A 26,420-nucleotide genomic window follows, 5' to 3' on the forward strand; every position below is an offset into this window, starting at 1 on the left:
CGCCGCGGACTGGATTTCACAGCCCGCGCATAGCCGGCTCCATAGGAAGCGCATAGGAAGCCATCCACAATGGACGCATGACCAACCCGGCACCGGCCCTCCTCCGTCCCGACGGCTCCAGCCTGCGCGTCCTCGTCGTGGACGACGAGCAGATGCTCACCGATCTGCTGTCGATGGCGCTGCGGATGGAGGGCTGGGAGGTGCGCACCGCCGGGTCGGGGTTCGAGGCGCTGCAGTCGGCGCGCGAGTTCGAGCCCGACGCCATGGTGCTGGACATCATGATGCCCGACCTCGACGGCATGGCCGTGCTGCAGCGGCTGCGCCAGGCCGGCGACGACGTCCCCGTGCTCTTCCTGACCGCCAAGGATGCCGTCACCGACCGCGTGGCGGGTCTCACCGCCGGCGGCGACGACTATGTGACGAAGCCGTTCAGCCTCGAGGAGGTGGTCGCGCGGCTCCGCGGCCTCATGCGCCGCGCCGGCACCGCGCACGCGGCGGGCGCCGAGCCGATCCTGCGCGTCGGGGACCTGACGCTCAACGAGGACAGCCACGAGGTCGAGCGCGCCGGTGAGCAGATCGAGCTCACCGCGACGGAGTTCGAGCTGCTGCGCTACCTCATGCGCAACCAGCGACGCGTCGTGTCGAAGGCGCAGATCCTGGACCGCGTGTGGAACTACGACTTCGGCGGCCGCTCCAGCGTCGTCGAGCTCTACATCTCCTACCTCCGCAAGAAGATCGACGCCGGCCGCGAACCCCTCATCCACACCGTGCGTGGTGTCGGCTACATGATCAAGGCGCCCCAGTGACGGACCGGAGCCGTACGACGACGGAGCCGGATGCCGCGACCGGCGCCGGCATCGAGCCCCCGCGCGACGAAGAGGCGCCCGGGACGGGTGCTCCTGCCTCGGACGAGCTTCCCCGGCGCGCCGCGTGGACGCTGCAGCGGAAGCTCATCGTCACCGTCGTCGGCATCACGTCGTTCATCATGGTGCTGGTCGGCGTGGCGACCAGCGCGATCCTGGGGACGGTGCTCGAGGAGGGACTGAGCAGCGAGCTGCGCTCGACCGCCGACCGCATGTCGGCGCTCACCCGGCAGCCCGTGGGTGCGGGGCTCACCGCTCAGGAGATCCTGGAGCAGCAGCCCCAGCAGGCCGGATTCCTGCTGGCCATCGAGACTCCCCCCTCATCGCCCACCGCGGCGGTGACCGAGCCGGACGGCACCGTGACCGCGCTCGACGACGAGCAGATCGAGCAGCTCGCGGCGGGACTGCGCGCAGAGGGCCCGCTGGTGGTGACCATCGACGGCGTCGGCACGTTCCGCGTCGAAGGGCGCAGCGTCGACGGTCAGTCGATCGTCGTCGTGGGGCTGTCCCGCGACGAGGTGGCCGCCACGATCGCGCGCATGCTCACCACCATCGGCCTGCTGACCGCCGGCGGCCTCATCCTCCTCGCGGTCGCGACGGCATGGACGATCCGCGCCGGCCTCGCGCCGCTGCGCGCGGTCGCCGCCACGGCCGAGCGGGTCTCCCGGCAGCAGCTGGACCAGGGCGAGGTGTCCATCAGCGAACGGGTCCCCGCGCGCCAGGCGGACCCCCGCACCGAGGTCGGCCGGGTCGGCGAGGCGCTGAACACGCTCCTGGACCACGTCGACGAGTCGCTCACCGCCCGCCAGCGCAACGAACAGCGCATGCGCGCGTTCGTCGCCGATGCCAGTCACGAGCTGCGCACGCCGCTCGCCTCGATCCGCGGCTACTCCGAGCTGTCGCTGAAGGCGCTCGGTCTGGCACCGCGGCCGGAGCCCGGGCCCGCCGCCGCGACCCTCGAGACGACCGAGGCGTCGCTGGAGCGCATCCAGGCGCAGTCGCTGCGGATGACGTCCCTCGTGGAGGATCTCCTCCTCCTCGCCCGGCTCGACGAGGGCCAGGAGCTGGTGTACGGCACGGTCGATCTCACGCGGCTCGCCATCGACGCGGTGGGCGATGCCCGCCCGACCGGTCCCGACCACGAGTGGGTGCTCGAGGTCGGCGACGAGCCCGTGCTCGTCGCGGGCGACGCGAGCCGCCTCCAGCAGGTCGTCACCAACCTGCTCGCGAACGCCCGCACGCACACACCTGCCGGCACCACGGTGACGGTGACGGTGGCGCGGGACGGCGGCACGGCCGTGCTCCGCGTCCATGACGACGGCCCCGGCGTCGACCCGCGCATCGCCGACGAGCTGTTCGAGCGCTTCGCCCGCGGCGACCGCTCACGCGCGCGTCAGACCGGGGGCACAGGCCTCGGCCTCTCGATCGCGCGCGCCATCGTCGACGCGCACGGGGGCTCCATCTCGGTGGACACCCGGCCCGGCGACACCACCTTCGAGGTGCGCCTGCCCGCCCGTCCCCTCGATCCGGCCCCAGGGATCGGCGTCGGCACGGCTCAGTAGCCGCTGAAGGCGTCGGTGGTGATCGAACGGGCGCGCTCGAGGGCGGGAGCGAGATCGGCGATCAGACCGGCCGGCCCCGAGATGTAGGCGTGGCGGGAGGCGATGTCGGGTACCACCCGCATCAGGCCCTCGGCGTCCAGGCGCACGCCCTGCGCCCACTGCCAGTGACTCGGCAGGTCGACCGGACGGTCGCGCGTGAAGACCACGACGCGAGCGGCGGATGCCTCGATCTCGCCGCGGAACGCCAGCTCCGAGGCATCCGACGCGACATAGACCAGCACGATGTCGCGCTCGAGGCCCGCCGCGGTCAGATGCCGCAGCTGCGACACGAAGGGCGTCACGCCGATGCCGGCGGCGACCATGAGGATCGGCGCGGCATCGCGCTTGGGCAGCAGGAAGTCGCCCCACACCCCGGTGATCGCGAGGTCGTCGCCCGGCCGCACCTGCGCGAGGGCCTTCTTGTAGGAGCTCAGCGGCTTCGTGCCCGTGCCGTCCTTGAACGCGACCTTGAGCAGCGGCAGGTCCTCGGGCGCGGACGCGATGCTGAACTCGCGCCGCGTGCCGCGCGCGTCGGGGTGACGGTGCGGCACCTCCAGCTCCAGGTACTGCCCGGGCAGGAAGGCCAACCGGTCGTGCACCCGGAATGTGAGCTCTTCGACGGTCGGTGTGGGCTCGGCCCGCGAGACCAGGGTCAGCCGCACCGCCGTGCGCAGCGCGAACGCGAACGCGACCAGGTTGCCGATGAGCAGCGCCCGCTCCTGTCCGAGGGTGATGTCGCCGAGTGAGATCGGCCAGCCCGCGAGCACTCCGACGACCGCGGCGACGGTGAACTGCTGCCAGCGCCGGGGCGGCAGCGTGAGCGGCTCGGACAGCATGAAGGCGCCGAGGAACAGGAAGGGCGAGGACCACAGCACAGGCCACAGCACGTCGAGGATCTCCACCTCGACCCCGGCGGCCTGATACTGCGCGGCCGTGCGGATGACGGCGACCGCGACGGCGACGACGAGGAACACCGCCACGACCCGGAGCTTCTCGGTGCGCACCAGCACCGCCAGGCCCAGCACGATGACCGGTGCGGCGAGGGCGGGCGTGCCCACCCACCACGCCGACGAGCCGAGCGCCGGCCACGCGAGGCTCAGCAGCGTGAGCACGGTGGCACCCACGGCGGCGGGGTTGAAGATGTGGCGCCCGCGCCAGGCGAGCAGGTACTTCGAGAGGGACGCGACCGCGGCGGCGATCGCGATCCCCGCCAGCCCGGCGAGCTCCAGCGTCGGGCGCAGCACGAAGAGCAGGATGTGCGCCGTGATGAGCGATGACTCCAGGCGCCACGGCAGGGTCAGCACCCGCTGGGCGGCGGCATCCACCCCCACGCAGACGGCGGCGAGCACGAGCAGCGTCGCGATGAGCTCGACCGGGTCGGGTCCGACGAGGTCGAAGAGCGAGAGCACCAGGGCGACGACCGCGAGCGCCGCGAGCGCGAGGTAGACCAGGCGGTACATCGACACGCGGCCGAGCACCGCGAAGACGCGGTTCCAGAAGGCGGTGAGCGTTCCCACATCACACCGCCACGATCGGCTCGTGAATCACCAGTCCACGTTATCCGTTCGCAGGAACAGCTCGGCGCTGCAGCCGGGCGACCACTCCGCACGCCCGTCGGTCGTCATGCGCACCCATTCGACACCCCGCTCGTGCGCGAGGCGCGGGCCACCGTCGAAGAACAGCGCGGTCGCGACCGCGTCGGCCGTCATCGCGTCCCGCGCGACGGCCCACGTCGCGGCGATCGTGCGCACCGGCTGCCCCGTCCGCGCGTCGAGCACGTGATGCAGCGTCGTGCCGGTGGCCGACGGCCAGGCGCGCCGGGTGACCGCCGACGCGCACAGCGCGGCATCCGTCACCTCCCACACGCCGATCGCGCGACGCGGATCGAACGGATGCTCCAGCCCGATGCGCTGCGGCGTCCCCCGCACCGCCAGATCGCCGCCCGCGTCGACCGTGACGTCCCCCGCCGTCTCGTCGCATACGACGTCGAGCACGATGTCGACCAGGCGTCCCTTGCCGAGGGCGCCGACGTCGATCGTCGCGGCGCTGGAGAGCATGAGCCGCTCGTCGTCCCACGCGAGCAGCCTGCGCCAATCGGGGGGCGCCGCCACCGCCCCGCGATCGACCAGCGAGTACCGCGCGTCGTAGCCGAGCGCTTCGAGGGATCGCCCGACGAGCGGGTTCACGGCGCCGTCCGTCGCCTCCCACACCGCCGCCAGCGCGTCGAGCATCGGCCCGGCGTCGTCGGGGAGCGGGACTTCCCCGCCGGCCCGCGCGAGCCGGGTCACCACGGAGTCCTTCCGGAACCGCGACCAGGTGCGGTCGAACGCCTCGATGCGGCCCCGTACGCGGTCGCGTGCAGGCTCGGGCAGCGGCTCGACGGTGACGACCTCCCAGACGGTGCCGATGGCGTCGAATCGCCAGGAGGACGCCGACCCGCCCATGGCTCAGGCGGCCGCCTCGGACTTGATCGCCTCGATCGCCTCGTTGAAGCCTCCGCTGGTCAGCGACGAGCCCGCGACGCGGCTGACCTGGATGTCGTCGATGTCCTGCCCGACCACGACGTCCGCGATGCCGCCGATGAACCGCCCCTGGTACTCCTCGGACTCGCTCTTCTGCGGGTCGCCGGTCACCTCCACATCGGTGATGACGTCGCCCTCCAGGGTGACGGTGACGGTGATGGTCTCGACGGACTCGGGGGTCGCGTAGGCGCCGTCGGCGGTGTACGTGCCGTCGGCATACGAGCCCGAGGCGCTGCCGGAGCCCGTCGACCCGGAGCCGGTCGCTTCCTGATCGGCTCCGGTGGCCGGCTCCTCCGCATCGGAGGCCGTCGCCGCGCAACCGGCGAGGAGCGCGATCCCGGCGGCGGCGCTCAGTGCGGCGCCGGCTCGGACGGTGCGGGATGCGGGGGCGGTGCGGATCATTGCGGTCCTCCAGCTCGTGTCGTCGACGCGTCGGGCGTCGCGGCGATCCTCGCAACCGGTCCTATGAGGAAGCTTTGAGCGCGGGTGCCGGTGCGGACGCGGGCGGCCGGGCGCGCAGCAGCGCCTTGAGCACCTCGACGGCGACGAAGATCACGACCGAGAGCACGATGGGGAGGATCCACGCCGACGGGTCGAGCGGACGCGAGTCGAACAGCACGTTCATGAACGGCACATACGTGTAGATCAGCTGGAGGACGACGAGAGCAAGCGCCGACCACCACACCGCGCGGTTGCCGCGCAGCACGTCGAGGGTGAAGCTGGAGCGGGTCAGGAGCCGGCAGTTGAAGAGGTAGGCGAGCTGCCCCAGCGCGAGCATGAGCACCGCCTCGGTGCGTGCCACCTCGATGTCGACGCCGGTCGCCACGACGCCGTAGAACACGCCCATCGCCGCCCCGCCGATGAGGAACGACACGGCGAGCACGAAGCCGAGCTCGCGGCGGTCGATGATCGGCCCGCCGGTGGCGCGCGGGGGGCGTCGCATGATCCCGCGCTCGGCGGGCTCGTAGGCCAGCGCGAGCGAGAGGGTGACGGCGGTGACCATGTTGACCCACAGCACCTGCACCGACGTGAGGGGAAGGGCGAGCCCGAAGACGACCGCGACCAGGATGACGAGCGACTGCGCGCCGTTGGTGGGCAGCAGGAACACGATGGACTTGCGCAGGTTGTCGTAGATGCGCCTGCCCTCGGCGACGGCGCTGCGGATCGTGGCGAAGTTGTCGTCGGCGAGCACGAACTCCGCGGCCTCCTTGGTCGCCTCCGTGCCCTTGATCCCCATCGCGATGCCCACGTCCGCCCGCGTCAGGGCGGGGGCGTCGTTCACGCCGTCGCCGGTCATGGCGACCACCTCGCCGTGGGACTGCAGCGCGCGCACGATGCGGATCTTGTGCTCGGGGCTCGTGCGGGCGTAGACGTCGACGTCGCGCACCACCTCCCGCAGCTGCTCCTGGCTGAGCGCCTCGAGTTCGGTGCCGGTGAGAACCTCGGCGTCGGCGCCGGCGAGGCCCATCTCGCGGGCGATCGCCAGGGCGGTGCCGGCGTGGTCGCCGGTGATCATCTTCACGCCGATGCCGGCGGTGTGGCAGTCGGCGATCGCGTCGATCGCCTCCGGGCGCGGCGGATCGACGATCCCCCAGAGCCCGATGAACTCGAGGTCGACGAGGTCGTCCAGCGCGAACTCCTCGGTCGTCGCGCGCACGGGCTTGCGGGCGGCGGCGAGCACGCGCAGCCCGCGGGAGCTCAGCGCGGCGACCTGCTCCTCCCAGTGCGTGCGGTCCAGGGGCTGGGAGCCGTCCTCGCTCCGCTGCGTGAGCGAGCGCTCCAGCAGGCGGTCGGGCGCGCCCTTCACGAGGATCGCGCGCGACACCTCCCCCGCCGCCCCACCCGAGCGCGGGCCCTCGTTGAGCGTCGCCATCAGCTTGTTGGCCGAGTCGAACGGGATGACGGCGACGCGCCTTCCCCCCGCGCCCCCGACACCGCCCTTCATCGCGACGACCTTCAGTGCGCCCTCGGTGGGCTCGCCCACGAGGCTCCATCCGCCGTCGTCGTCGCGCACGATGTGGGCGTCGTTGCAGAGCGTGCCGATCGCCAGGATCGCGGAGAGGTCTCCGGGCAGCCCGTCCCCGGGCAGCCCGGCTCCGCCCGCCGGGGCGATGCGCCCCTCCGGCCGGTAGCCCAGACCGGTCACCTCGTAGTGCGCGAGGGGCGTGACGATGTGCCGGACCGTCATCTCGTTCCTGGTGAGCGTGCCGGTCTTGTCGGAGCAGACGGTGGTCACCGAGCCCAGCGCCTCGACAGCGGGGAGCTTGCGGGTGATGGCGTTGTGGCGGGCCATCTGCTGCACGCCGATCGCCAGCGTGATGGTCACGAGCGCGGGGAGGCCCTCGGGGATCGCCGCGACCGCGAAGCCGATGGCCGCCGAGATGAGCTCGGGGTACGGCATCCCGTGCAGGAAGCGCCCGATCATCATCATCACGGCCGCCATGCCCAGGATCACGAGCGTGAGGATCCGGCCGAACCCGTCGAGCTGGCGTGTGAGCGGCGTGGCGAGCGTCTCGGCCTCTTCGGCGAGGCTCTGGATCCGGCCGAGCTCGGTGGTCGCCCCGGTCGCGGTGACGACGCCCCGGCCCTGGCCGGCGCTCACGATGGTGCCCGAGAACGCCATCGACCGGCGGTCGCCGACGCCGGCATCGGGGTCGACCGGGTCGTCGACCTTCGACGACGGGACCGACTCACCGGTGAGCGCCGCCTCGTCGATCCGCAGCTGGAAGGCCTCGAGCAGCCGGAGGTCGGCGGGGACCTTGTCGCCCGGCATCAGCCGCACCACGTCGCCGGGGACGAGATCGGCCGCCGCCACCGTGATCCACCCGCCGTCGCGGCGGGCGCTGGCCTCGGCCGACAGCATCCCGCGAATCCCCGCGAGCGCCCGCTCGGCGCGCCCCTCCTGGATGTAGCCGATGACGGCGTTGATGATCGCGACGACCATGATGACCCAGAAGTCCAGCCAGTCCCCCATCAGCGCCTTGATGACGGCGGCGCCGAGGAGGATGTAGATCAGGGTGTCGTTGAAGTGCGAGAGGAACCGCAGCACGGCGGGGCGGCGCGCGGGCTCGGGAAGGCGGTTCGGTCCGGCGATCTCGAGGCGTCGGCCGGCGTCGTCGGAGGTCAGCCCCGACGCGTCGGCCTCGAGGTGCGCGAGCACCGCGTCCACGGGGAGCGCCCAGGGTCGTGCGACCGTCAGGCGGGCTTCGGTCAGCGGCTGCGACATCCTCACTCCGTCCTTGCGGTGCCGCCGCCCCGGCCGGGCCCGGGGGTCCGGGCCGCCTCGTCCGGCGTCGGCGTCAGGCGGCCCCGTCGAACATGCTGGTCACGGAGCCGTCCTCGAACACTTCGTGGATCGCCCGTGCGAGCAGCGGCGCGATAGGCAGAATCGTAAGGCTCGGGAAGCGCTTCTCGTCGGGGATCGGCACCGTGTCGGTGACGACGACCTGGTCGATGGCGGGGCTCTGCAGGCGCTGCGCCGCGGGGTCGCTGAAGATCGCGTGGGTCGCGGCGACGATGACCTTGACCGCGCCGTTGGCCTTGAGGGCCTCTGCGGCCTTCACGATGGTGCCGCCGGTGTCGATCATGTCGTCGACGAGGAGGCACACGCGGCCGTCGACGGCGCCGACGATCTCGTTGACGGTGACCTGGTTGGCGACGTTCGGGTCGCGGCGCTTGTGGATGATGGCCAGCGGCGCGCCGAGGCTGTCGGACCACGTGTCGGCGACGCGGACGCGGCCGGTGTCGGGCGAGACCACCGTGAGCCGGTCACGGTCCTCCGCGCTCAGGGTGTTCTCGAAGTACTCCAGCAGCACCGGCTTGGCGAAGAGGTGGTCGACGGGGCCGTCGAAGAAGCCCTGGATCTGCGCCGCGTGCAGGTCGACGCTCATGATGCGATCGGCGCCGGCGGTCTTGAACAGGTCGGCGACCAGGCGGGCGCTGATCGGCTCGCGACCTCTGCCCTTCTTGTCCTGACGCGAGTACGGGAAGTACGGGGCGACGACGGTGATGCGCTTCGCCGACGCGCGCTTGGCGGCGTCGAGCATGATGAGGGTCTCCATCATCCACTCGTTGACCGGGGGCCCGAAGCTCTGGATGAGGAAGAGGTCGCAGCCGCGGATCGACACCTCGAAGCGCGTCAGGATCTCCCCCGACGCGAACGTGCGGTACTCGGTGGGGACGAGCTCGGTGCTCAGCTGCTCGGCGACCTCGCCGGCAAGCTCGGGGTGCGAGCTGCCGCGTGCGACGACGAGGCGCTTCTTGGTCTTCGCGACGAGACCGGGGGCGATGTCGTTCGCCCGGTCGAGTTCAACGGTCTTCTTCTTGCGCGCCATCGTCCGCCTTCTGTGCGCCACGGGCCTTGGCGGCGACGTCCGCCGCACCTGTTCCCGGTCTGTTCTTCTCGACCCACCCCTCGACGTTCCGCTGAGGGGCGACGCTCAGTGCGAGGGCGCCGGCGGGGACATCCTTTCGGATGACCGCCCCGGCTCCGGTCTTCGCGCCGTCTCCGATCCTAACGGGCGCCACGAAGACGTTGTGCGAGCCGGCGTGCACCTCGTCGCCGATCTCGGTGCGGTGCTTGGTGAGGTCGTCGTAGTTGGCCGTGATGGCACCCGCGCCCAGGTTGACGCCCCTGCCGATCGTCGTGTCGCCGATGTACGACAGGTGGGGCACCTTGCTGCGCTCGCCGATGGTCGAGTTCTTCGTCTCGACGAACGTGCCGATCTTGCCCTTGTCGCCGAGGTACGTGCCCGGACGAAGGTAGGCGAACGGGCCGACCGTCGCCCCGGCGCCGATGACTGCCAGCGTGGCGTCGGTGCGGGTCACGACCGCGTTCTCGCCGACCTCGCAGTCCACGAGGCTGGTGTCGGGGCCGACGGTGGCGCCGCCGGCGATCACCGTCGCGCGCAGGATGTGCGTGTTGGGCAGCACCGTCACGTCGGGCGCGAGCTTCGCCTCGACGTCGATCCAGGTCGTGGCCGGGTCGAGGATCGTCGCGCCCTCCAGCTGCCACCGCCGCACGGTGCGCGCGTTGAGCACGCGGGCGGCCTCGGCCAGCTGCACCCGGTCGTTCACGCCCAGGGCGGCGGCGGCATCCGGCGCGGGCTGGGCCGCCACGGCGAACCCGTCGCCGCGCAGCAGCGCCACGACGTCGGTGAGGTACTTCTCGCCCTGTGCGTTGGCGGTGCCGACGAGCGCGAGCTCGGTGCGCAGCGCCGTCGCCTGGAAGACGTAGACGCCCGCGTTGATCTCGGTGACGGATGCCTCCTCCGCGGTGGCGTCCTTCTGCTCGACGATCCGCGACACGGTGCCGTCGGCGTCGCGGATGACGCGCCCGTAGCCGGTGGCGTCGCCCACCGTGGCGCTCAGGACCGTCGCGGCGACGGCGCGATCGCGGTGCGTGCGCACGAGCGCGGCGAGCGTGTCGGTCTCGAGCAGCGGCACGTCGCCGCTGAGGACCAGCACGTCCCCGGCGAAGTCGGCCAGCGCGTCCAGGGCCACCTCGACCGCGCGGCCGGTGCCGGGGATCTCGTCCTGGTCGACCACCACGACGTCGGGCGCGGCGCCGGCGACGGCCTCCGCCACGAGGTCGCGCTCGTGGCGGACGACCACGACCACGCGCTGCGGATGGAGGGAGAGCGCGGTGTCGAGCACGTGCCCGACCAGCGGACGGCCGCCGATGCGGTGCAGCACCTTCGGCAGCGAGGACTTCATGCGCGTGCCCTGCCCGGCGGCGAGCACGATGACGGCCAGGGGGGTGTCACGGGGGGTGTCGGTCATGCTCCGCCGCCAGGACTCGAACCTGGACCTCACAGCTCCAAAGGCTGTCGTGCTGCCACTACACCACGGCGGACCGCCGCTCGCGCGGCCTCGTCAAGTCTGCCAGACCGCCCACCGGTCACTGAGCCTGTCGATGGCGGTACCTGCCGCGGCGCCCCGCGATAATGAAGGCATGACGGCGCAGAGCGACGAGGTGGACCGCATCGTCGAAGCGTGGATCACCCAGCGACCCGACCTCGACTTCTCGCCGCTGGGCGTGCTGTCGCGCGTCGACCGGCTGTCACGTCATCTCGACCGCGCACGCCGCGACGCCTTCCGGCGCAGCGAGCTCGAGCCGTGGGAATGGGACGTTCTGTCGGCCCTGCGCCGCGCCGGCGAGCCGTTCCAGCTCAGCCCGAAGCAGCTGCTGCAGCAGACCCTCGTCTCCAGCGGCACCATGACCAATCGCATCGACCGGCTGGTCGGCCGCCGCCTCGTGCGGCGCGAGGCCGACCCCGACGACGGCCGCAGCGTGCTGGTGACGCTGACCGACGAGGGCAGGATCCGGGTGGATGCCGCGATCACACGGCTCGTCGACGCCGAGGCGCTCCTGCTGGAGAGCCTCTCCCGCGCCGACAGGGACCGCCTGGCCGCGCTGCTGCGAAAGCTGAGCCTCGGGTTCGACAGCGCGGACTGAGCGGCCGGCGCTCAGCCGATCTGCTCCGTGAGCTCGAACCAGCGCTCCTCGACGCCGTCCCGCTCCTTCTCGAGCTCGCCGATGCGCGTCATCTCCGCGCCGAGGCCGACGTAGTCCGACTGGTCGTGGTCGGCGAGCGCCGTGCGTGCCGCATCGATCTGCGACTCGAGCTTCTCCAGCCGCCGCTCCAGCGCGGCGACCTCCTTCTGCGCCGCCCGCAGCCCCTGCCCCGACAGCGAGGGGGACGCCGCGGGCGCGGCATCCGTCGCCTTCTCGGTCGCCGGCGACGCCCCGCGCTCCCGCTCGCGCAGCCGCAGGTACTCCTCGACGCCACCGGGAAGGTGACGCAGGCGACCGCCGAGGATCGCGTACTGCTGGTCGGTGACGCGCTCGAGGAAGTAACGGTCGTGCGAGACGACCAGGAGCGTCCCCGGCCACGAGTCGAGGAGGTCCTCGATAGCGGCCAGCATGTCGGTGTCGAGGTCGTTCGTGGGCTCGTCGAGGATGAGGACATTGGGCTGCTCGAGGAGGATGAGCAGCAGCTGCAGCCGCCGCTTCTGCCCGCCGGAGAGGTCCTTCACCGGCGTCGAGAGCTGCGCGTTCAGGAAGCCCATGCGCTCGAGGAGCTGTCCGGGCGTCAGCTCCTGCGCCTTGGATCCGCTGCCGAACGTGTACGTGGTGCGCAGGCCCGCGATGACGACCCGCACGGGATCGTCGAGGTGCTCCTCGAGCTCGTCGAGACGCTGGGTCAGCGTCGCGACCTTGACGGTCTTCCCCCGCTTGACGCGGCCCGTCGTCGGCTGGACGTCGCCGGAGACCAGGCCGAGGAGCGTCGACTTGCCGGCGCCGTTGACGCCGAGGATGCCGGTGCGCTCGCCCGGTGCGATGCGCCACTCGACGGGCCGCAGCACCTCACGCCCGGCGTAGGAGACGCCCGCGTCGAGAAGGTCGACGACGTCCTTCCCCAGCCGCGAGACGGCGAGGGAGCGCAGCTCGGTGGCGTCGCGGATCTCGGGGACGTCGGCGATGAGCACGTTCGCGGCGTCGATGCGGAACTTCGGCTTCGACGTGCGCGCGGGCGCACCGCGGCGCAGCCACGCCAGCTCCTTGCGTGCGAGGTTCTGGCGCCGCTGCTCGATGACGGCAGCCTGGCGGTCCCGCTCGACCCGCTGCAGGATGTATGCCGCGTAGCCGCCCTCGAACGGCTCGACGATGCGGTCGTGCACCTCCCAGGTCGTCGTGCACACCTCGTCGAGGAACCACCGGTCGTGCGTCACGACGAGCAGTCCGCCCTGGTTGGCGGGCCAGCGCCGCTTGACGTGGTCGGCAAGCCACGCGATCGCCTCGACGTCGAGGTGGTTCGTCGGCTCGTCGAGGAACAGCACGTCGTGGTCGCCCACGAGGAGGGCGGCGAGTGAGACGCGCCTCCGCTGGCCGCCGGAGAGCCCGGCGACGGGCCCGTCCCAGGCGAGGTCGCCGAGGAGTCCGGCAATGACGTCGCGCGCGCGTGCGTCGCCGGCCCACTCATGATCCGGCCGGTCGCCGACGACCGCCTGACGCACCGTGAGCGCCTCGTCGAGGGCATCGGCCTGGTCGAGCACGCCGACCCGCACGCCCCCGCGCACGGTGACGCGTCCGCCGTCGGGCTCGAGGCGGCCGGCGAGCATCGCCAGCAGGCTCGACTTGCCGTCGCCGTTGCGTCCGACGACGCCGATGCGGTCGCCCTCGTCGATGCCCAGCGACACGCGGTCGAAGACGACCTTGGTCGGGAACTCCAGGTGCAGGGCCTCGGCCCCCAGAAGATGTGCCATCCCTTACAGGCTAGGCGAGGGAGAGGAACAGCTTCTCCAGCTCGTCGGGCTGCGGGCCGTCGGCGTCGGGGTCCGACAGACACCCCTTCAGCGCTGTCGAGATGACGAGGAAGCCCGCCCGGTCGATGGCTTTGGAGACGGCCGAGAGCTGCTGGACGACGTCGCGGCAGTGCGCGTCGCCCTCCACCGCCGCGATGACGGCGGCGAGCTGGCCGTGCGCCCGTCGCAGCCGGTTGGCGATCTTGCGCTGAGCCTCGGGGTCGTAGGCCGAGATGGCCCCAGTGGCTTCCGTCATGGCGGGTCCTTCCGATCGGATTTGACATCGATAATACCCCGTGGGGTATAGTTCGGGATACCCCCCAGGGTATTCACCCAATCAACGGAAGCGAGTGGGATCCATGTGCCGAGCAACGACATGCCGCATCTGCGGGAAGACGACGTGGGCCGGATGCGGACAGCATGTGCAGTCCGTGAAGCGGACCGTGCCGGCGTCGCAGTGGTGCGACGGCAACCACACCGCAGCACAGCGCGACGCCGCCACCGCGACGAGCGGCGGATTCTTCGCACGCCTCTTCAGCCGATAGGACCGGACCCCATGACCACGACAGCACTCACCGCCGCCGACTTCGAGACCACCGTGACCGGCGAGGGCATCGTCCTCGTCGACTTCTGGGCCGCGTGGTGCGGCCCCTGCCGGGCGTTCGCACCGGTGTTCGAGCAGGCCGCCGCCCGGCACCCCGACATCGTGTTCGCGAAGGTCGACACCGAGGCCGAGCAGCAGCTCGCCGCGGCGATGCGGATCACCTCGATCCCCACCCTGATGGTCTTCCGCGACGGCATCCTCGTCTTCTCGCAGCCGGGCGCCCTCGCCGCGCCTCAGCTCGAACAGCTCGTCGCGGGCGCCCGCGCCCTCGACATGGACGACGTCCGGCGACAGATCGCCGCACACGAAGCCCGCGGCGCGGACGCCGCCTGAGCCAGACGACGGAGACGCGACATGCTGCTCGAGCACATCTACGACGAGGACCTCGCTCAGGCGAGCTACGTGATCGGATGCCAGGCCCAGGGCGTGGCGATCGTCGTCGACCCGCGCCGCGACGTCGAGGTCTATCTCGAGATCGCCCGCAAGAACGGGATGAAGATCACCGCGGTGACCGAGACCCACATCCACGCGGACTACCTGTCCGGCACGCGCGAGCTCGCCGCCAGGACCGGCGCGACGATGCACGTCTCCGACGAGGGCGGGCCCGACTGGACGTACGGCAGCGGGTTCGCCGACGCGGTGAGGATGAAGGACGGTCACGAGATCCGGATCGGCAACATCACCGTCACGGCGGTGCACACCCCGGGCCACACCCCCGAGCACCTGTCATTCCTCGTCACCGACGGCGCCTATGCCGACGCCCCCGGTTTCATGCTCACCGGCGACTTCGTGTTCGTCGGCGACATCGGGCGTCCCGATCTGCTGGACGAAGCGGCGGGCGGCGGCGACACGCGCTTTTCCGGAGCCCGGGACCTCTTCGCGAGTCTGCGCGACAAGTTCCTCACACTGCCCGACTACGTGCAGGTGCTCCCCGCGCACGGCTCGGGAAGCGCGTGCGGCAAGGCGCTCGGCGCGGTGCCGACGTCGACCGTGGGCTACGAGCGCGCCTTCGCGTGGTGGAGCCGCTATCTCCGCGACGACGACGAGCAGGGCTTCGTCGACGAGCTGCTCAGCGGCCAGCCCGACGCCCACGCGTACTTCGCACGGATGAAGGCGCAGAACAAGAGCGGCCCCGCCGTCCTCGGGCCCCGGCCCCCGCTGGTCGAATACGCACCCGACCGCCTGCGGGCGGCGCTGTCCGCCGATGAGGTGATCTTCGTCGACACCCGCCACCACCGCCAGGTGCACGAGGGGACGGTCGCCCGTTCGCTCAACATCCCGGGTGCGGCGAAGGCCGCCACCTACGGCGCGTGGGTGTACGACCCCGAGCGCGAGAGCCGTCCGCTGTTCGTCCTGGCGGAGGACCGCGAACACGCCGACGAGCTGCGCGATCATCTGGTCCGCGTCGGGATCGACGCGGTCGCCGGCTTCGCGACGTCTCTCGCGGGCCTCGACCTCGTCACGCCCGCCACGGTGGCGCCGGACGCCCTCGGCGAATTCCCGCACTCGCTCCTGCTGGACGTGCGCAACAGGACGGAGTACGCGGCGGGGCACCTGCCCGGCGCGCAGCAGCTCAGCGGCGGGCGCGCCCTGTGGGAGCGGGCCCGGCTCGCGGGGTCAGGCACGATCGTCACGTACTGCCAGAGCGGCGTGCGCAACAGCGTCACGGCCAGCGCCCTGCGCCGCGACGGGTTCGACGTCGTCGAGCTCGACGGGTCGTACCTCGGCTGGCTGGCCGTCCCGGGCAATGTGCCGGTGACCGACGAGACCGCGTCCGACACCACGCTCGCGGCATAGCGCGCCCTGCGCGCAGCCCGGCACCACCCGGAGATCCGCCATGGACCCCAGTCATTTCGTCGCAGGGCTGCTGCTCGCAGTGGTCGTCGGCGTCCTGCTCGGCCTCCTCGGCGGCGGCGGCTCGACCGGAACCGCCGTCGCCGGATCCTTCGTCGGCAGCGCCCTCGCCGGACGACTCCCCGAGCGCGCGCTGCGGACGGGCTTCGGCGTCTTCGTCCTCGCCATGGGTGCATTCGTGCTCTCCCAGGAGCTTCCCCGGCTGCTGGCGCTCGCGCCCGGCTGACGGCAGGACCCACCCCCTTCCCCCTCCCCCATTCCCCCGCATCACAAGGAGAACACCATGTCCCGCATCCCCGCGATCATCCTGGGCGCCGCGGCGCTCGCGCTGACCCTCACCGGCTGCGCCGGCGCCGCCGCGTCGCCCGTCGACGTCAGCGATGAGGCGATCATCATCGACGTGCGCACGGCGCAGGAGTACGCGGCAGGCCACCTCGACGGAGCGGAGAATCTCGACGTCACCTCGGGAGAGCTGTCCGCGGCCCTCGCGACGCTCGAGCAGGACGCGGAGTACCTCGTCTACTGCCGGTCGGGCAACCGCTCCGCCCAGGCCGTCCGGCTCATGCAGGACGCCGGGTTCACCGATGTGACCGACCTCGGCTCACTCGACCAGGCCGCGCAGTCGACGCAGCTCCCCGTCGTGGGCTGACCGGCGATCAGTACCAGAAGCTGAGGCGCGGCGTCGTGTGCCAGGACAGCAGGCGCGTCGCCGCGGCGATCGGCCCGGTGCCGTCGGGGCCCTCGTGCGAGGCATCCGTCACACGCGCCCGGCCGGCCGCGGCGAGCGTCGCGAGCGAGACGCCGCCGAGGTAGGTCGCCGACAGCTCGGCGATGCCCAGCTCGACCACCGGCGCGTCCGGCTCCTCGTCGTCCGCGAGGCGCCGGACGCGGCCCGCGCCGGCCTCGTCCACCTCGAGCAGACAGCGCCCGCCGGCGAGGTCCAGCGGATCGGAGACGTCGAGCACGACACGCCCCGCGGCACCGTACCGGCGCGCCTCCAGCGCGGCGACCACATCGATGATCCGCACGTACTGGTGGTCGCGCACCGTCACCTTCGCAGCGCGCTGGTCGGCGATCATCCACAGCAGCGGCTCGTCCGCCGAAAGCTCCGCCGCGTGCACCTCGGCCACCAGGTCGAGCTCGAGCAGGAACCGCCACAGCGCGGCGTAGGCGGCATCCGTCTCGGCCAGCAGGTAGCGGACCTCCACGGTCGCCTTCGTGAAGTCGTCGTGGTTCTCGCGCACCGTGTACACCGCGGCGCCGCGGACCTCGCCGTCGGCATCGGCGTACTGCACCGCGCGCCTGTCGCCGGCCTTCTCGGCGGTGGGGTTCGTACCGGCGAAGCCGTCCCAGTGACCTCCGGGCACGTCGATCTCGCCCGCGGTCCGCCGGCGGACGCGCTCGTGCAGCATCGGCAGCAGCTCGCGCACCCGCTCGCGGCTGATGAAATCGATGCGCCCGTCGGGCCGAGGACCCACCCACCCCGCGCGCCTGGTCTCGATGCGCCACGAGGCCCCCGCCGCCGCCGGCCCGAAGCCATAGCGTCCGTACAGGGTCGACTCGCTCACGGTGAGCATCGCCATGGGCACGCCGGCGTCCCGGGCTGCGCGCAGCTCGCCCTCGAGCATCGCGCGCGCCACGCCGCGCCGGCGGTGCGTCGGCGCCACCGTGACGGCGGAGATCGCGCACGACGGGACGACGCCGCCACCGGGCACCGTGAGCTCGCCGATCCACGACGCGATGGTCGCCACCGGGGTCTCGGGCGCGGGTCCCGCGCCGTCGAAGACGCCGGTGAGCCTGCGGTATCCGCTGCGCTCGCGCGCAGCGGCGATCTGCTCGTCGCTGCGCTCGCCGTCCTGGAAGCCGCGCGCGACCGACTGCAGCCAGGGCGCATACCCGTCGCCGTCGACGGCGACGCGGCGATAGTCCAGACCGGTGCGGGCGAGGCTCTCGCGGGACCGGGCGTCGACGTCGCCGGCGCGGAAGGCCGCGCGGTCGGACTCGCCGGCAGGGGCGTGGGCGTCGGGCTCGTTCATGGATCCTCCGTGTCTGCCGCGGGGCGCGGCCTGAGTCGATGCGGCGTGCTACGGCAGCACGCGGGCTCCGGCGACGGGACCGTGCACGTGCAGCGCCTCGTAACCCGCAGCCGACAGCGTGATCTGGACCTCGAGCGCCGCCTCCGGGTCGACGGCGAGGAAGGCGAGCGTCGGCCCCGATCCCGAGACCATCCCGCTCAGAGCGCCGGACTGCTCGCCGAGCTCCAGCACCTCGCGCAGCTCGGGGCGCAGCGAGAGCGCGGCGATCTGCAGGTCGTTGCGGGTGTGCTCGGCCAGCGCGACGGGGTCGCCCGCGCGCAGGGCCTGCAGCACGCCCGGTTCGACGGCGGGCACCCGGGCGCCGGCGGCGATGTCGGGGCGATCCCGCAGCTCGTCGAGGTGCGCGTACACCTCGGGCGTCGACAGCCCGGCGTCCGAGGGGACCACCACCCAGTCGAATCGTCCCTTCGCCAGGGCGGGGCTCAGCTGGTCGCCCCTGCCGGTGCCGATCGCCGTGCCGCCCAGCAGCGCGAAGGGCACATCGGCCCCCAGGCGCGACGCGAGCTTGAGCAGCTCGGCCGTGCCGAGCTCGGCGCCCCACAGCGCATCGCACGCGACGAGGGCGGCCGCGGCATCCGCGGATCCTCCCCCCATGCCGCCGGCGACCGGCACGTGCTTGACGATGTCGAGATGCGCGCCGCCCGTGTGGCCGATCCGCTGCGCGACGAGCCTCGCGGCACGCACCGCGAGGTTGCGGTCGTCGGCGGGCACGCCCGAGACGTCGACCGTCCCCGTGACGGCGACCGTGAAATCGTCGCTGGGCGTCGCCCACACGTCTTCGTACAGCGAAACCGCCTGATATGCCGACGCCACATCGTGGTAGCCGTCGGACTGCACGCCGCCGACCTCGAAGAAGAGGTTCAGCTTTCCCGGCGCCCGAACCCTGACGCCGTCGGCGGCGAGGGCCTGGCTCACCGGTTCGCCGATTCCGCCCAGAGGTCCACGTCGATCCCGTCCGACAGGGCGTCGATGCGCTCCTCCTCCTCCATCGTGAAGGCGGGACCGTCGAGCGCCTTGAGGTTCTCGTCGAGCTGCGCGGGACGCGACGCACCGATGAGCGCCGAGGCGACCACCGGATCGCGGAGCACCCACTGGATCGCCATCTGCGCCAGGGACTGCCCTCGCTCCTTCGCGATGACGTCGAGCGAGCGCAGCGTCGACAGGCCCCTGTCGCTGAGCGGGCCGCCGGGAAGCGAGGCCCGCTGCTGGGCGCGGTCGGCGGTGCCGCCGGCGAGGTACTTGTCGGTGAGCAGGCCCTGCGCCAGCGGCGTGAAGGCGATCGCCCCCATGCCCTCCTTCTTCAGCACGCCCGTCAGGCCGTCCTCGACCCAGCGGTTGAGGATCGAGTACGCGGGCTGGTGGATCACCAGCGGAGTGCCGAGCGACCGGGCGACGGATGCCGCCACCGCCGTGCGCTCGGCGCTGTACGACGAGATGCCGACGTAGAGCGCCTTGCCCTGCCGCACGAGGGTGTCGAGGGCTCCGACGGTCTCCTCGATCGGCACGTCCGGGTCGACGCGGTGGGAGTAGAAGATGTCGACGTAGTCGATGCTCATCCGCTTCAGGGACTGCTCGGCGCTGGCGATGATGTACTTCCGCGACCCGCCGTTGCCGTACGGGCCGTGCCACATGTCGTAGCCCGCCTTCGACGAGATGATGAGCTCGTCCCGGTACGGGGCGAAGTCCTCCCGCATCATCCGGCCGAAGTTCGTCTCGGCCGTGCCGTAGGGCGGGCCGTAGTTGTTCGCGAGGTCGAAATGGGTGATGCCCCGGTCGAACGCGTGACGCAGCAGCGCGCGCTGGTCGTCGAACGGGATGTTGTCGCCGAAGTTCCACCACAGCCCCAGCGAGACCGGCGGCAGCGTGAGTCCCGACGTCCCGACACGGCGGTAGGATGACCCCGCGTAGCGGTCGGCGTCGGCGGTGTAGGGGCGGTGGAGGTCTCCTCCACGGGACAGGTAGCGCGCGTCTTCGGTCACCGGTCCAGGCTAGCGACGTCGGCGGCGACGTGCAGGGGTTCGGGCACGCACACCCTCGGACAGCGTGTCAAGGGCCTGGCCCGAAACGTCCGCGTAACGGAACCTCTTTATGGTGGCGTCACCAGGCGTGAGCCCCGCCGCGCGCCACCACCCCGCCTCGCCTCGCCCCAGAAGGAGGACTGCATGACCGTGCTGTCTGCGCTGCCCCGTGCCACCGACCCGTCGACCGCGCTCATCGAGCGTCCTGACGTGATCGTCGATCGCGGAGTCCTCCATCTCGTGCACGACGACCTCGCCCCGCACCAGGCGCGCGAGGCCGATCTGCTCCTGGTCGCCTCCGTGCTCGAGGAGGCGGGCATCGATGTGCTCCTCATCCGTCATGACCGCAGGCTTCCCGCGCTCGTGGTCGATGTCAGCCGACGCGAGGCCGCGCAGGCGGCCCTCGCGGCCGTGTGCGACCGGGAGCCGCTGTACCTGAAGGCGAAGGGCCGGGCCCCGGTACTGGCGTGCGACGCGCCCGCGCTCTCGGACGCCCCCTCCGTCGTGCGGGTATACCGCCCGCGGCTGACGAGCTCGGGCGGGCATCGCTACGGCGCGGCGTGGGGCGTGCACCTGGAGTTCTGGCGCTTCGGCGCCGACACCGTCGACGCGCCGCGCGACAACGCGCTGACGCGCCGCGTCACGGCTACGGACGACATCGCGTACGAGACCGTCGAGCGGCACGGGCGCCCGTGGCGATCCGTCGCGGGGATGTTCGATCCGCAGCCGCTGGAGGTCGTCGACGACATCGACATCGTCTTCTCGTGGGTCGACGGCTCGACCAGCGAGTTCCAGCGGCAGCGCGCCGCCCAGATGGCCGAGTACGTGGTCGGCGACGGCGACGACGGCCCCGCCCGCTACCGGCACGTCGACGAGCTGCGGTACGCCCTGCGCAGCGTCCACATGTACGCACCGTGGGTCCGTCGCATCTTCATCGCCACCGACTCCCCCGCCCCGTCGTGGCTGCTCGACCACCCCAAGGTGACGATCGTGCGCAGCGAGGAGTTCTTCGCCGACCCGTCGGTGCTGCCGACGCACAACTCGCACGCGATCGAGGCGCAGCTGCATCGCATCCCCGGCCTCGCCGAGCACTTCCTCTACTCCAACGACGACATGTTCTTCGGCCGCCCCGTCGAGCCCGAGCTGTTCTTCACGCCCGGCGGCGTCACGAAGTTCGTCGAGTGCGAGGTGCGTATCGGGGCCGGTGCCCCGGCGCCGCACCGCAGCGGCCACGACAACGGTCTGCGGGTGAACCGCGCGCTCCTGCGCGAACGGTTCGGCCGCACGATCGTCCGCGACCTGGAGCACTGCGCCGCCCCGCTGCGCAAGAGCGTCATGGCCGAGCTCGAGGCGGCGTTCCCCGAGGACTTCGCGCGGACCGCGGCATCCCGCTTCCGCTCCGCCACCGACATCTCGGTGACCAACAGCCTCTACCACTACTACGCGCTGCTCACGGGCCGGGCGATCTCGACGCGCGCCCCGCGGGTGCGCTACGTGCAGACGACGGTCGCGTCCGGATTGCGCCGGATGCAGCGGCTCACCGAGCGCGCCGACGCCGACATGTTCTGCCTCAACGACGGCGGCGAGGTCGAGGTGCCGGAGGAGATCCGCGTACGGGCGATCCGCGACGCGCTGGAGCGCCTTTTCCCGGTGCGCGCCCCGTGGGAGCGCGACGAGCTCAGCGCAGCACGGGAATCGGCTCGGTCGGCGCATCCCTCCGCTCGGAGATGACGGGCGCCACGCCGGCGGACGCGAGCCGGCGGGCGGCCTCCGCCGCGTCGATGTGCTCGAGCGTGCGCGGCGCGTCGACCGGCACGACCGAGTGCACCACCGTGTCGTCGTAGACGTGCACGATGTTGAACGCCTGCGCGCCGTCCTGAGGCCGCGTGCCGCCGACCGGCACGGTGAGGTCCTGCGCGTAGCAGGTCGATGACGCGACCGAGACCGGGATGCCGGCGAACGTCGCGAAGGTGGAGTAGTGCAGGTGGCCGGCGATGATCCCGCGCACGTCGGTGGCGCGCAGCACGTCGGCGAGCCGGCGCTGATCCCGCAGCTCGACGCTGGCCGCCAGGGGCAGGACGCTCGGCACCGGCGGGTGGTGCATCGCGAGGATCGAGCCCAGCGGCGCAGGCGTGGCCAGCACGTCGCGGAGCCACTCCAGCTGCGCGTCGCTCACCTCACCGTGGTGGTGGCCGGGCACGGTCGTGTCGAGCGTGACGACCCGGAGGCCGTCGAGCTCGTCGACCCGGTCCACCGGGAGGGCGGCGGATGCCTCGTTGAGGAGGCCCGCACGGAAGGCGCCGCGGTCGTCGTGGTTGCCCATCACCCACAGCACGCGCGCGCCGAGGCGCGCGGCGAAGGGCTCGACGAGCGCCGTCAGCGCGGCGTAGGCGCCCGGCTCGCCGAGGTCGGCGAGATCGCCGGTGACGACGATCGCGTCGGGCAGGATTCCGCTCGCCTCGATGGCGTCGATGGTCTGCGCCAGGCGCTCGGCGCCGTCGACGGCGTCGAAGAGGCGCGGGGTGGCGGCATCCCGGAGGTGGGTGTCGCTCAGGTGCAGCAGGATGCGTTCGGGGGCCGGGTACTCGGCGGTGCGCATGTCGGGTTCACTCCGGTCCGCCGGATGGCGATCTGCCAGTGTAACCGGACGGCGGACGCTCGGAATGTTACCGGCTTGTTTCGAAAGGTCTCCGACGACGCGGTGAAGATCCGCTGAATATCATCTTTCCAGCGGCTCCGCCGCGCGGGCGATCCGCACGTAGTCGTCGACGGAGAGGTCCTCGCCGCGCGCCGTCGGCGCCACGCCCGCGGACTCGAGGACGGCGGATGCCGCGGTGGATGATCCGCCGAGCACCTGCGACAGCGCCTGGCGCAGCATCTTGCGCCGCTGCTGGAACGCCGCGTCGACGATGCCGAAGGTGCGGCGCCGCAGCGCCTCGTCGCCGCGCGGCTCGGGATCGCGGCGGAAGCCCACCAGCACGGAGTCGACGTTGGGCACCGGCCAGAACACCTGCCGCGACACCGTGCCGGCCAGTCGCCACGGTCCGTACCACGCCGCCTTGACGCTCGGCGCGCCGTACACCTTCGAACCCGGCGCCGCGGCCAGGCGCTCGCCGACCTCGGCCTGCACCATCACCACGCCCCGTTCGAGGCCCGGGAACGTCTCGAGGAAATGCAGGAGCACCGGCACGCTGACGTTGTAGGGCAGGTTCGCCACCAGCACCGCCGGGTCGCCGGGCAGCGCCGTGACGCGCAGCGCGTCGGCGTCCACCACGGTGAGCGCGCCGTCGTCGACGCCGTGGGCTGCCGCCGTGGCCGGCAGCCGCTCGGCCAGACGGTGGTCGATCTCGACGGCGGTGACCGATGCCCCGGCCTCGAGGATGGCGAGGGTCAGCGACCCGAGACCGGGCCCCACCTCCACCACGCGGTCGCCCGCCGAGACCTGGGCGACGGCCACGATCTTGCGCACGGTGTTCGCGTCGACCACGAAGTTCTGCCCGAGCTTCTTCGTCGGCGTGACGTCGAGTTCTGCGGCCAGCGAGCGGATCTCGGCCGCACCGAGCAGTGTCACGGGCATGCACTCACTGTAGCCGCGCGATGCAGGTCGCCCGGACCCGCGCAACACCTTGACAGCGTCGCCAGCGCCACGCCAGGGTGTGCCCCAGTGCAGGCGGGAACCGCATGCCGGGCGAACGAGGAGGATCCATCCCATGACTTCGGCGCACACGTCCGGTCACGACGTCTCGGTCCCGCTCGCGAGGGTGGTGCTCGTCGCCTCGACCGCCGCGCTCGGCGGGTTCCTGTTCGGCTTCGACACCGCCGTGATCAACGGCGCGGTGAGCGCGATCGGCGAGCAGTTCCAGACCGGACCCTTCCTCCTGGGCTTCTCGGTCGCCTCGGCCCTCATCGGCTGTGCGATCGGAGCGTGGTTCGCCGGACGCATCGCGGACCGGTACGGCCGCATCCGCGTGATGATCATCGCCGCGATCCTGTTCGTCGCGAGCGCCCTCGGCTGCGGCCTCGCCTTCAGCGTGTGGGACCTGTCGTTCTGGCGGGTGGTGGGCGGTCTGGGCGTGGGCGCGGCATCCGTCATCGCCCCCGCCTACATCGCCGAGGTCTCACCCCCGGCGTACCGCGGACGCCTGGGCTCGCTGCAGCAGATGGCGATCGTCACGGGCATCTTCGTGGCGCTCCTCACCGACGCCGCCATCGTCGCCGCCGCGGGCACCGCCACCGCTCCGTGGCTGCTCGGCCTCGAGGCGTGGCGGTGGATGTTCCTGTCGGAGCTCGTCCCCGCGGTGATCTACGGCGCCCTCGCGCTCACGATCCCCGAGTCGCCGCGATACCTCATCGCGCGCGGTGAGATGAAGCGGGCCAAGGACGTGCTGTCGCGGTACGTGGGCGGCGACGTGGAGAAGACCTCGACCGACATCCTGAAGACCGTCGAGGGCAAGGAGGACCGGCCGCGATTCCGCATCCTCCGCGGCAACGCCCTCGGCCTGCTGCCGATCGTCTGGATCGGCATCGGCCTGTCGGTGCTCCAGCAGTTCACGGGCATCAACGTGATCTTCTACTACTCCACGACGCTCTGGCAGGCGGTCGGCTTCACCGAGCAGGACTCGCTCACGATCACCGTCATCACCTCGGTCACGAACATCGTCACCACGATCGTCGCGATCATGCTCATCGACCGCGTCGGCCGCAGGCCGCTGCTGCTCATCGGCGCGATGGGTCAGTTCGTGTGCCTCGGCGTGCTGACGGTGATCTTCGCCTCGGCCCCGATCGTCGACGGCGAGCCCGTCCTGGAGGGAGCGGCCGGCACGATCGCGCTGCTGGCGGCGAACCTCTACGTCGTCTTCTTCGGAGCGTCGTGGGGGCCGGTCGTCTGGGTGCTGCTGGGCGAGATGTTCAGCAACCGCATCCGCGCGGTGGCGCTGTCGGTCGCCGCGGCCGCCCAGTGGGCTGCGAACTTCGTCATCTCCACGACGTTCCCCGCACTCGCCGCGGTCGGGCTCGGACTCGCGTACGGCGTGTACACGTTCTTCGCGTTCGTGGCGATCTTCTTCGTGATCCGGTACGTCCGCGAGACGAAGGGGCAGACTCTGGAGTCCATGGTCGACTCGCCCGCGCGCCGGAGGGCCTCGTAGGGGCCGGCTCGCGAGGCGCGCCCCTGGCCGCCCCGACCGAGGCGTCGGGGCGATCCCGGCGATCGTAGGATGGCGGGATGCCCTCCCTCGGCGACCTGATCGCGCCCCGCCGTCTGGGACGGGACTTCCGCTGGCTGCTGGCGTCGTCGTGGACCAGCAACCTGGGCGACGGCATCGCCCTGGCGGCGGCTCCGCTGCTCATCGCATCGCTCACCTCGTCGCCCATCCTCGTGGCCGCCGGCGCCATGATGCAGTTCCTGCCCTGGCTGCTGTTCGGCCTCCTCGCCGGCGCTGTCGCCGATCATCACGACCGACGGCGCCTGGTGATGCTGGCGAACGGCATCAGAGCCGTGGTCGTGCTGGTGCTCGTCGTCTTCCTCGTGACCGGCCAGGCGACGGTGTGGCTCGTGCTCGCGACCGCCTTCCTCTACGGCACGGCCGAGGTGTTCGCCGACTCGGCCGGGAGCACACTCCTGCCGATGCTCGTCAGGCCCGCCGACCTGGGCATCGGTAACGCCCGCATGCAGGCGGGCTATCTCGTCGCCAACCAGCTCGCCGGCCCGCCGCTGGGCGCGTTCCTGTTCGCGCTGGGATCCTTCTGGCCGTTCCTGCTCCAGGTGCTCTGCGTGTCGCTGGCCGTGCTGCTGATCTCGCGCATCGCGCGCACGCCGGTGCCCGAGCATCCCGCCTCCGCCCCGGGCAAGGGGCACGCCATCCGCGAGGGGCTGCGCTGGCTGCGCCACAACGCGCCGGTGCGGACGCTCGTCATCATCATCCTCGTCTTCAACGTGACGTGGGCGGCGCCGTGGGGGGTGCTCGTGCTGTACGCCACGGAGCACCTCGGCATGGGCCCGGTCGGCTACGGCGCCCTGACGACGGCGTCGGCGCTCGGCGGATTCATCGCGATCTTCGGCTTCGGTCGGCTCGAGAAGCACGTGTCCTTCGCGACGCTCATGCGCGTGTGCCTCTCGCTCGAGGTGCTGATGCATCTGTCGTTCGCGCTCACCACGTCGCCGATCGTCGCGTTCGTCATCATGTTCGGCTTCGGCCTCTACGCGTTCGTCTGGGGCACGATCTCGACCACCGTCCGCCAGCGCCTGGTCCCCATGGAGCTGCAGGGCCGCATCGCCTCCGTCAACATGGTCGGCGTCTTCGGCGGCCTCGTGATCGGCCAGTTCATCGGCGGCATCCTGGCGCAGCTGTTCGGGCTGACCGCACCGTGGTGGTTCGCGTTCGCGGGGTCCGCCGTCACCCTGCTGCTGGTGTGGCGGTCGATCTCGCACATCGCCGCCGCCAAGCCCGTGCTCGACGACGAGACAGCCGATCGGATCCCGCCCGAGGACGAGCCCGGCACCGGTGGAATGCCGCTGCCCGACTGAAGGGCTGTTCGTCGTCATGTTCGAATGTC

24 protein-coding genes and 1 tRNA gene are annotated in these 26,420 nt (G+C 71.8%); 11 read left to right on the forward strand and 14 right to left on the reverse strand.

Annotated features, from left to right (window positions below; genetic code table 11):
- Window positions 1–77: 77 nt before the first annotated feature.
- Together V6R91_RS18960 and V6R91_RS18965 are read left to right on the forward strand one after the other, a co-directional pair.
- Entirely contained in the window at window positions 78–806 is a 729-nt protein-coding gene (locus V6R91_RS18960) for a response regulator transcription factor (RefSeq protein WP_336396472.1), read from the forward strand.
- A 179-nt stretch (window positions 807–985) separates the two neighbouring features.
- Entirely contained in the window at window positions 986–2,425 is a 1,440-nt protein-coding gene (locus V6R91_RS18965; RefSeq protein ID WP_442928158.1) for a sensor histidine kinase, read from the forward strand.
- Here the strand turns inward: V6R91_RS18965 and V6R91_RS18970 are convergent.
- From V6R91_RS18970 to V6R91_RS19000, 7 genes are all read right to left on the reverse strand, one after another.
- A complete protein-coding gene (locus V6R91_RS18970) occupies window positions 2,419–3,981 on the reverse strand; it encodes an FAD-dependent oxidoreductase (RefSeq protein WP_336396474.1) in 1,563 nt (520 codons plus the stop codon). The genes V6R91_RS18965 and V6R91_RS18970 overlap by 7 nt on opposite strands.
- Before the next feature lie 27 nt (window positions 3,982–4,008).
- Window positions 4,009–4,908 carry an FAD:protein FMN transferase gene (locus V6R91_RS18975; RefSeq protein ID WP_336396475.1) on the reverse strand — a complete coding sequence of 300 codons (900 nt, stop codon included), beginning with the start codon at window positions 4,906–4,908 and terminating at the stop codon, window positions 4,009–4,011.
- A gap of 3 nt (window positions 4,909–4,911) precedes the next feature.
- Window positions 4,912–5,388, reverse strand: coding sequence for an FMN-binding protein (locus V6R91_RS18980; protein ID WP_336396476.1), 477 nt, complete (start codon window positions 5,386–5,388; stop codon window positions 4,912–4,914).
- A gap of 61 nt (window positions 5,389–5,449) precedes the next feature.
- Window positions 5,450–8,212, reverse strand: coding sequence for a cation-translocating P-type ATPase (locus V6R91_RS18985; RefSeq protein ID WP_336396477.1), 2,763 nt, complete (start codon window positions 8,210–8,212; stop codon window positions 5,450–5,452).
- 73 nt (window positions 8,213–8,285) lie between these two features.
- Window positions 8,286–9,320, reverse strand: coding sequence for a ribose-phosphate diphosphokinase (locus V6R91_RS18990; RefSeq protein ID WP_336396478.1), 1,035 nt, complete (start codon window positions 9,318–9,320; stop codon window positions 8,286–8,288).
- On the reverse strand, window positions 9,295–10,767 hold the full coding sequence (gene glmU, locus V6R91_RS18995; protein WP_336396479.1) for a bifunctional UDP-N-acetylglucosamine diphosphorylase/glucosamine-1-phosphate N-acetyltransferase GlmU: 1,473 nt from the start codon (window positions 10,765–10,767) through the stop codon (window positions 9,295–9,297). The genes V6R91_RS18990 and glmU overlap by 26 nt, the downstream gene beginning before the upstream one ends.
- Before the next feature lies 1 nt (window position 10,768).
- Window positions 10,769–10,840 (reverse strand) — tRNA-Gln (locus tag V6R91_RS19000).
- Between the two features lie 99 nt (window positions 10,841–10,939).
- On the opposite strand from V6R91_RS19000, the gene V6R91_RS19005 reads away from it, so the two are divergent.
- Complete coding sequence (locus V6R91_RS19005; RefSeq protein ID WP_336396480.1) at window positions 10,940–11,443, forward strand: MarR family winged helix-turn-helix transcriptional regulator; 504 nt, start codon at window positions 10,940–10,942, stop codon at window positions 11,441–11,443.
- Window positions 11,444–11,454: 11 nt separating this feature from the next.
- Here the strand turns inward: V6R91_RS19005 and V6R91_RS19010 are convergent, their stop codons facing one another.
- Window positions 11,455–13,254: an ABC-F family ATP-binding cassette domain-containing protein gene (locus V6R91_RS19010; RefSeq protein WP_336396481.1), complete on the reverse strand. Its 1,800-nt coding sequence runs from the start codon at window positions 13,252–13,254 to the stop codon at window positions 11,455–11,457.
- 10 nt (window positions 13,255–13,264) lie between these two features.
- The gene (locus V6R91_RS19015) at window positions 13,265–13,549 is read right to left on the reverse strand and encodes a metal-sensitive transcriptional regulator (RefSeq protein WP_336396482.1); all 285 of its coding nucleotides are present in this window, start codon (window positions 13,547–13,549) and stop codon (window positions 13,265–13,267) included.
- Between the two features lie 103 nt (window positions 13,550–13,652).
- Here V6R91_RS19015 and V6R91_RS19020 point away from each other — a divergent pair, with 103 nt between their 5' ends.
- From V6R91_RS19020 to V6R91_RS19040, 5 genes are read left to right on the forward strand one after another with little or no spacing between them, the layout of a single operon-like run.
- Window positions 13,653–13,838, forward strand: coding sequence for a hypothetical protein (locus V6R91_RS19020; RefSeq protein ID WP_336396483.1), 186 nt, complete (start codon window positions 13,653–13,655; stop codon window positions 13,836–13,838).
- A gap of 11 nt (window positions 13,839–13,849) precedes the next feature.
- Window positions 13,850–14,230 carry a thioredoxin gene (gene trxA, locus V6R91_RS19025; RefSeq protein ID WP_336396484.1) on the forward strand — a complete coding sequence of 127 codons (381 nt, stop codon included), beginning with the start codon at window positions 13,850–13,852 and terminating at the stop codon, window positions 14,228–14,230.
- Between the two features lie 21 nt (window positions 14,231–14,251).
- Window positions 14,252–15,694 carry an MBL fold metallo-hydrolase gene (locus tag V6R91_RS19030; RefSeq protein WP_336396485.1) on the forward strand — a complete coding sequence of 481 codons (1,443 nt, stop codon included), beginning with the start codon at window positions 14,252–14,254 and terminating at the stop codon, window positions 15,692–15,694.
- 40 nt (window positions 15,695–15,734) lie between these two features.
- Window positions 15,735–15,977 (forward strand): hypothetical protein, encoded by a 243-nt coding sequence (locus tag V6R91_RS19035; RefSeq protein ID WP_336396486.1) that lies wholly within the window; start codon window positions 15,735–15,737, stop codon window positions 15,975–15,977.
- Between the two features lie 57 nt (window positions 15,978–16,034).
- On the forward strand, window positions 16,035–16,400 hold the full coding sequence (locus V6R91_RS19040; protein ID WP_336396487.1) for a rhodanese-like domain-containing protein: 366 nt from the start codon (window positions 16,035–16,037) through the stop codon (window positions 16,398–16,400).
- 7 nt (window positions 16,401–16,407) lie between these two features.
- Here the strand turns inward: V6R91_RS19040 and V6R91_RS19045 are convergent, their stop codons facing one another.
- From V6R91_RS19045 to V6R91_RS19055, 3 genes are read right to left on the reverse strand one after another with little or no spacing between them, the layout of a single operon-like run.
- A complete protein-coding gene (locus V6R91_RS19045; protein WP_336396488.1) occupies window positions 16,408–17,787 on the reverse strand; it encodes a GNAT family N-acetyltransferase in 1,380 nt (459 codons plus the stop codon).
- 48 nt (window positions 17,788–17,835) lie between these two features.
- Window positions 17,836–18,762, reverse strand: coding sequence for a 4-(cytidine 5'-diphospho)-2-C-methyl-D-erythritol kinase (locus tag V6R91_RS19050; RefSeq protein WP_336396489.1), 927 nt, complete (start codon window positions 18,760–18,762; stop codon window positions 17,836–17,838).
- Complete coding sequence (locus tag V6R91_RS19055) at window positions 18,759–19,826, reverse strand: aldo/keto reductase (protein ID WP_336396490.1); 1,068 nt, start codon at window positions 19,824–19,826, stop codon at window positions 18,759–18,761. Before V6R91_RS19055 ends, V6R91_RS19050 begins: the two co-directional genes overlap by 4 nt.
- A 183-nt stretch (window positions 19,827–20,009) precedes the next feature.
- Between V6R91_RS19055 and V6R91_RS19060 the strand changes: the two genes are divergently transcribed.
- Window positions 20,010–21,596, forward strand: a complete 1,587-nt coding sequence (locus V6R91_RS19060) for a stealth conserved region 3 domain-containing protein (protein WP_336396491.1) — start codon at window positions 20,010–20,012, stop codon at window positions 21,594–21,596.
- Here the strand turns inward: V6R91_RS19060 and V6R91_RS19065 are convergent.
- A complete protein-coding gene (locus V6R91_RS19065) occupies window positions 21,544–22,464 on the reverse strand; it encodes a phosphodiesterase (protein ID WP_336396492.1) in 921 nt (306 codons plus the stop codon). The genes V6R91_RS19060 and V6R91_RS19065 overlap by 53 nt on opposite strands.
- 120 nt (window positions 22,465–22,584) lie before the next feature.
- Window positions 22,585–23,442: a 16S rRNA (adenine(1518)-N(6)/adenine(1519)-N(6))-dimethyltransferase RsmA gene (gene rsmA, locus V6R91_RS19070; protein WP_336396493.1), complete on the reverse strand. Its 858-nt coding sequence runs from the start codon at window positions 23,440–23,442 to the stop codon at window positions 22,585–22,587.
- Between the two features lie 133 nt (window positions 23,443–23,575).
- Here rsmA and V6R91_RS19075 point away from each other — a divergent pair, with 133 nt between their 5' ends.
- Together V6R91_RS19075 and V6R91_RS19080 are read left to right on the forward strand one after the other, a co-directional pair.
- Window positions 23,576–25,012 carry a sugar porter family MFS transporter gene (locus tag V6R91_RS19075; RefSeq protein WP_336396494.1) on the forward strand — a complete coding sequence of 479 codons (1,437 nt, stop codon included), beginning with the start codon at window positions 23,576–23,578 and terminating at the stop codon, window positions 25,010–25,012.
- Between the two features lie 77 nt (window positions 25,013–25,089).
- Window positions 25,090–26,391 (forward strand): MFS transporter, encoded by a 1,302-nt coding sequence (locus V6R91_RS19080; protein WP_336396495.1) that lies wholly within the window; start codon window positions 25,090–25,092, stop codon window positions 26,389–26,391.
- Window positions 26,392–26,420 lie beyond the last annotated feature (29 nt).

Source organism: Microbacterium sp. CCNWLW41 (assembly GCF_037083505.1).

Excerpts from the sequence above, each read along its gene's own strand:
- V6R91_RS19010 (WP_336396481.1), bottom strand. The coding sequence starts at position 13,254 with ATGGCACATCTTCTGGGGGCCGAGGCCCTGCACCTGGAGTTCCCGACC.
- V6R91_RS19030 (WP_336396485.1), top strand. The coding sequence starts at position 14,252 with ATGCTGCTCGAGCACATCTACGACGAGGACCTCGCTCAGGCGAGCTAC.
- V6R91_RS19035 (WP_336396486.1), top strand. The coding sequence starts at position 15,735 with ATGGACCCCAGTCATTTCGTCGCAGGGCTGCTGCTCGCAGTGGTCGTC.
- V6R91_RS19060 (WP_336396491.1), top strand. The coding sequence starts at position 20,010 with ATGACCGTGCTGTCTGCGCTGCCCCGTGCCACCGACCCGTCGACCGCG.
- V6R91_RS19015 (WP_336396482.1), bottom strand. The coding sequence starts at position 13,549 with ATGACGGAAGCCACTGGGGCCATCTCGGCCTACGACCCCGAGGCTCAG.
- V6R91_RS19005 (WP_336396480.1), top strand. The coding sequence starts at position 10,940 with ATGACGGCGCAGAGCGACGAGGTGGACCGCATCGTCGAAGCGTGGATC.
- trxA (WP_336396484.1), top strand. The coding sequence starts at position 13,850 with ATGACCACGACAGCACTCACCGCCGCCGACTTCGAGACCACCGTGACC.
- V6R91_RS18980 (WP_336396476.1), bottom strand. The coding sequence starts at position 5,388 with ATGATCCGCACCGCCCCCGCATCCCGCACCGTCCGAGCCGGCGCCGCA.
- V6R91_RS19075 (WP_336396494.1), top strand. The coding sequence starts at position 23,576 with ATGACTTCGGCGCACACGTCCGGTCACGACGTCTCGGTCCCGCTCGCG.
- V6R91_RS19045 (WP_336396488.1), bottom strand. The coding sequence starts at position 17,787 with ATGAACGAGCCCGACGCCCACGCCCCTGCCGGCGAGTCCGACCGCGCG.
- glmU (WP_336396479.1), bottom strand. The coding sequence starts at position 10,767 with ATGACCGACACCCCCCGTGACACCCCCCTGGCCGTCATCGTGCTCGCC.
- V6R91_RS19080 (WP_336396495.1), top strand. The coding sequence starts at position 25,090 with ATGCCCTCCCTCGGCGACCTGATCGCGCCCCGCCGTCTGGGACGGGAC.
- V6R91_RS18965 (WP_442928158.1), top strand. The coding sequence starts at position 986 with ATGGTGCTGGTCGGCGTGGCGACCAGCGCGATCCTGGGGACGGTGCTC.
- V6R91_RS19065 (WP_336396492.1), bottom strand. The coding sequence starts at position 22,464 with ATGCGCACCGCCGAGTACCCGGCCCCCGAACGCATCCTGCTGCACCTG.
- V6R91_RS18990 (WP_336396478.1), bottom strand. The coding sequence starts at position 9,320 with ATGGCGCGCAAGAAGAAGACCGTTGAACTCGACCGGGCGAACGACATC.
- V6R91_RS19040 (WP_336396487.1), top strand. The coding sequence starts at position 16,035 with ATGTCCCGCATCCCCGCGATCATCCTGGGCGCCGCGGCGCTCGCGCTG.
- rsmA (WP_336396493.1), bottom strand. The coding sequence starts at position 23,442 with ATGCCCGTGACACTGCTCGGTGCGGCCGAGATCCGCTCGCTGGCCGCA.
- V6R91_RS18975 (WP_336396475.1), bottom strand. The coding sequence starts at position 4,908 with ATGGGCGGGTCGGCGTCCTCCTGGCGATTCGACGCCATCGGCACCGTC.
- V6R91_RS18960 (WP_336396472.1), top strand. The coding sequence starts at position 78 with ATGACCAACCCGGCACCGGCCCTCCTCCGTCCCGACGGCTCCAGCCTG.
- V6R91_RS19020 (WP_336396483.1), top strand. The coding sequence starts at position 13,653 with ATGTGCCGAGCAACGACATGCCGCATCTGCGGGAAGACGACGTGGGCC.
- V6R91_RS18985 (WP_336396477.1), bottom strand. The coding sequence starts at position 8,212 with ATGTCGCAGCCGCTGACCGAAGCCCGCCTGACGGTCGCACGACCCTGG.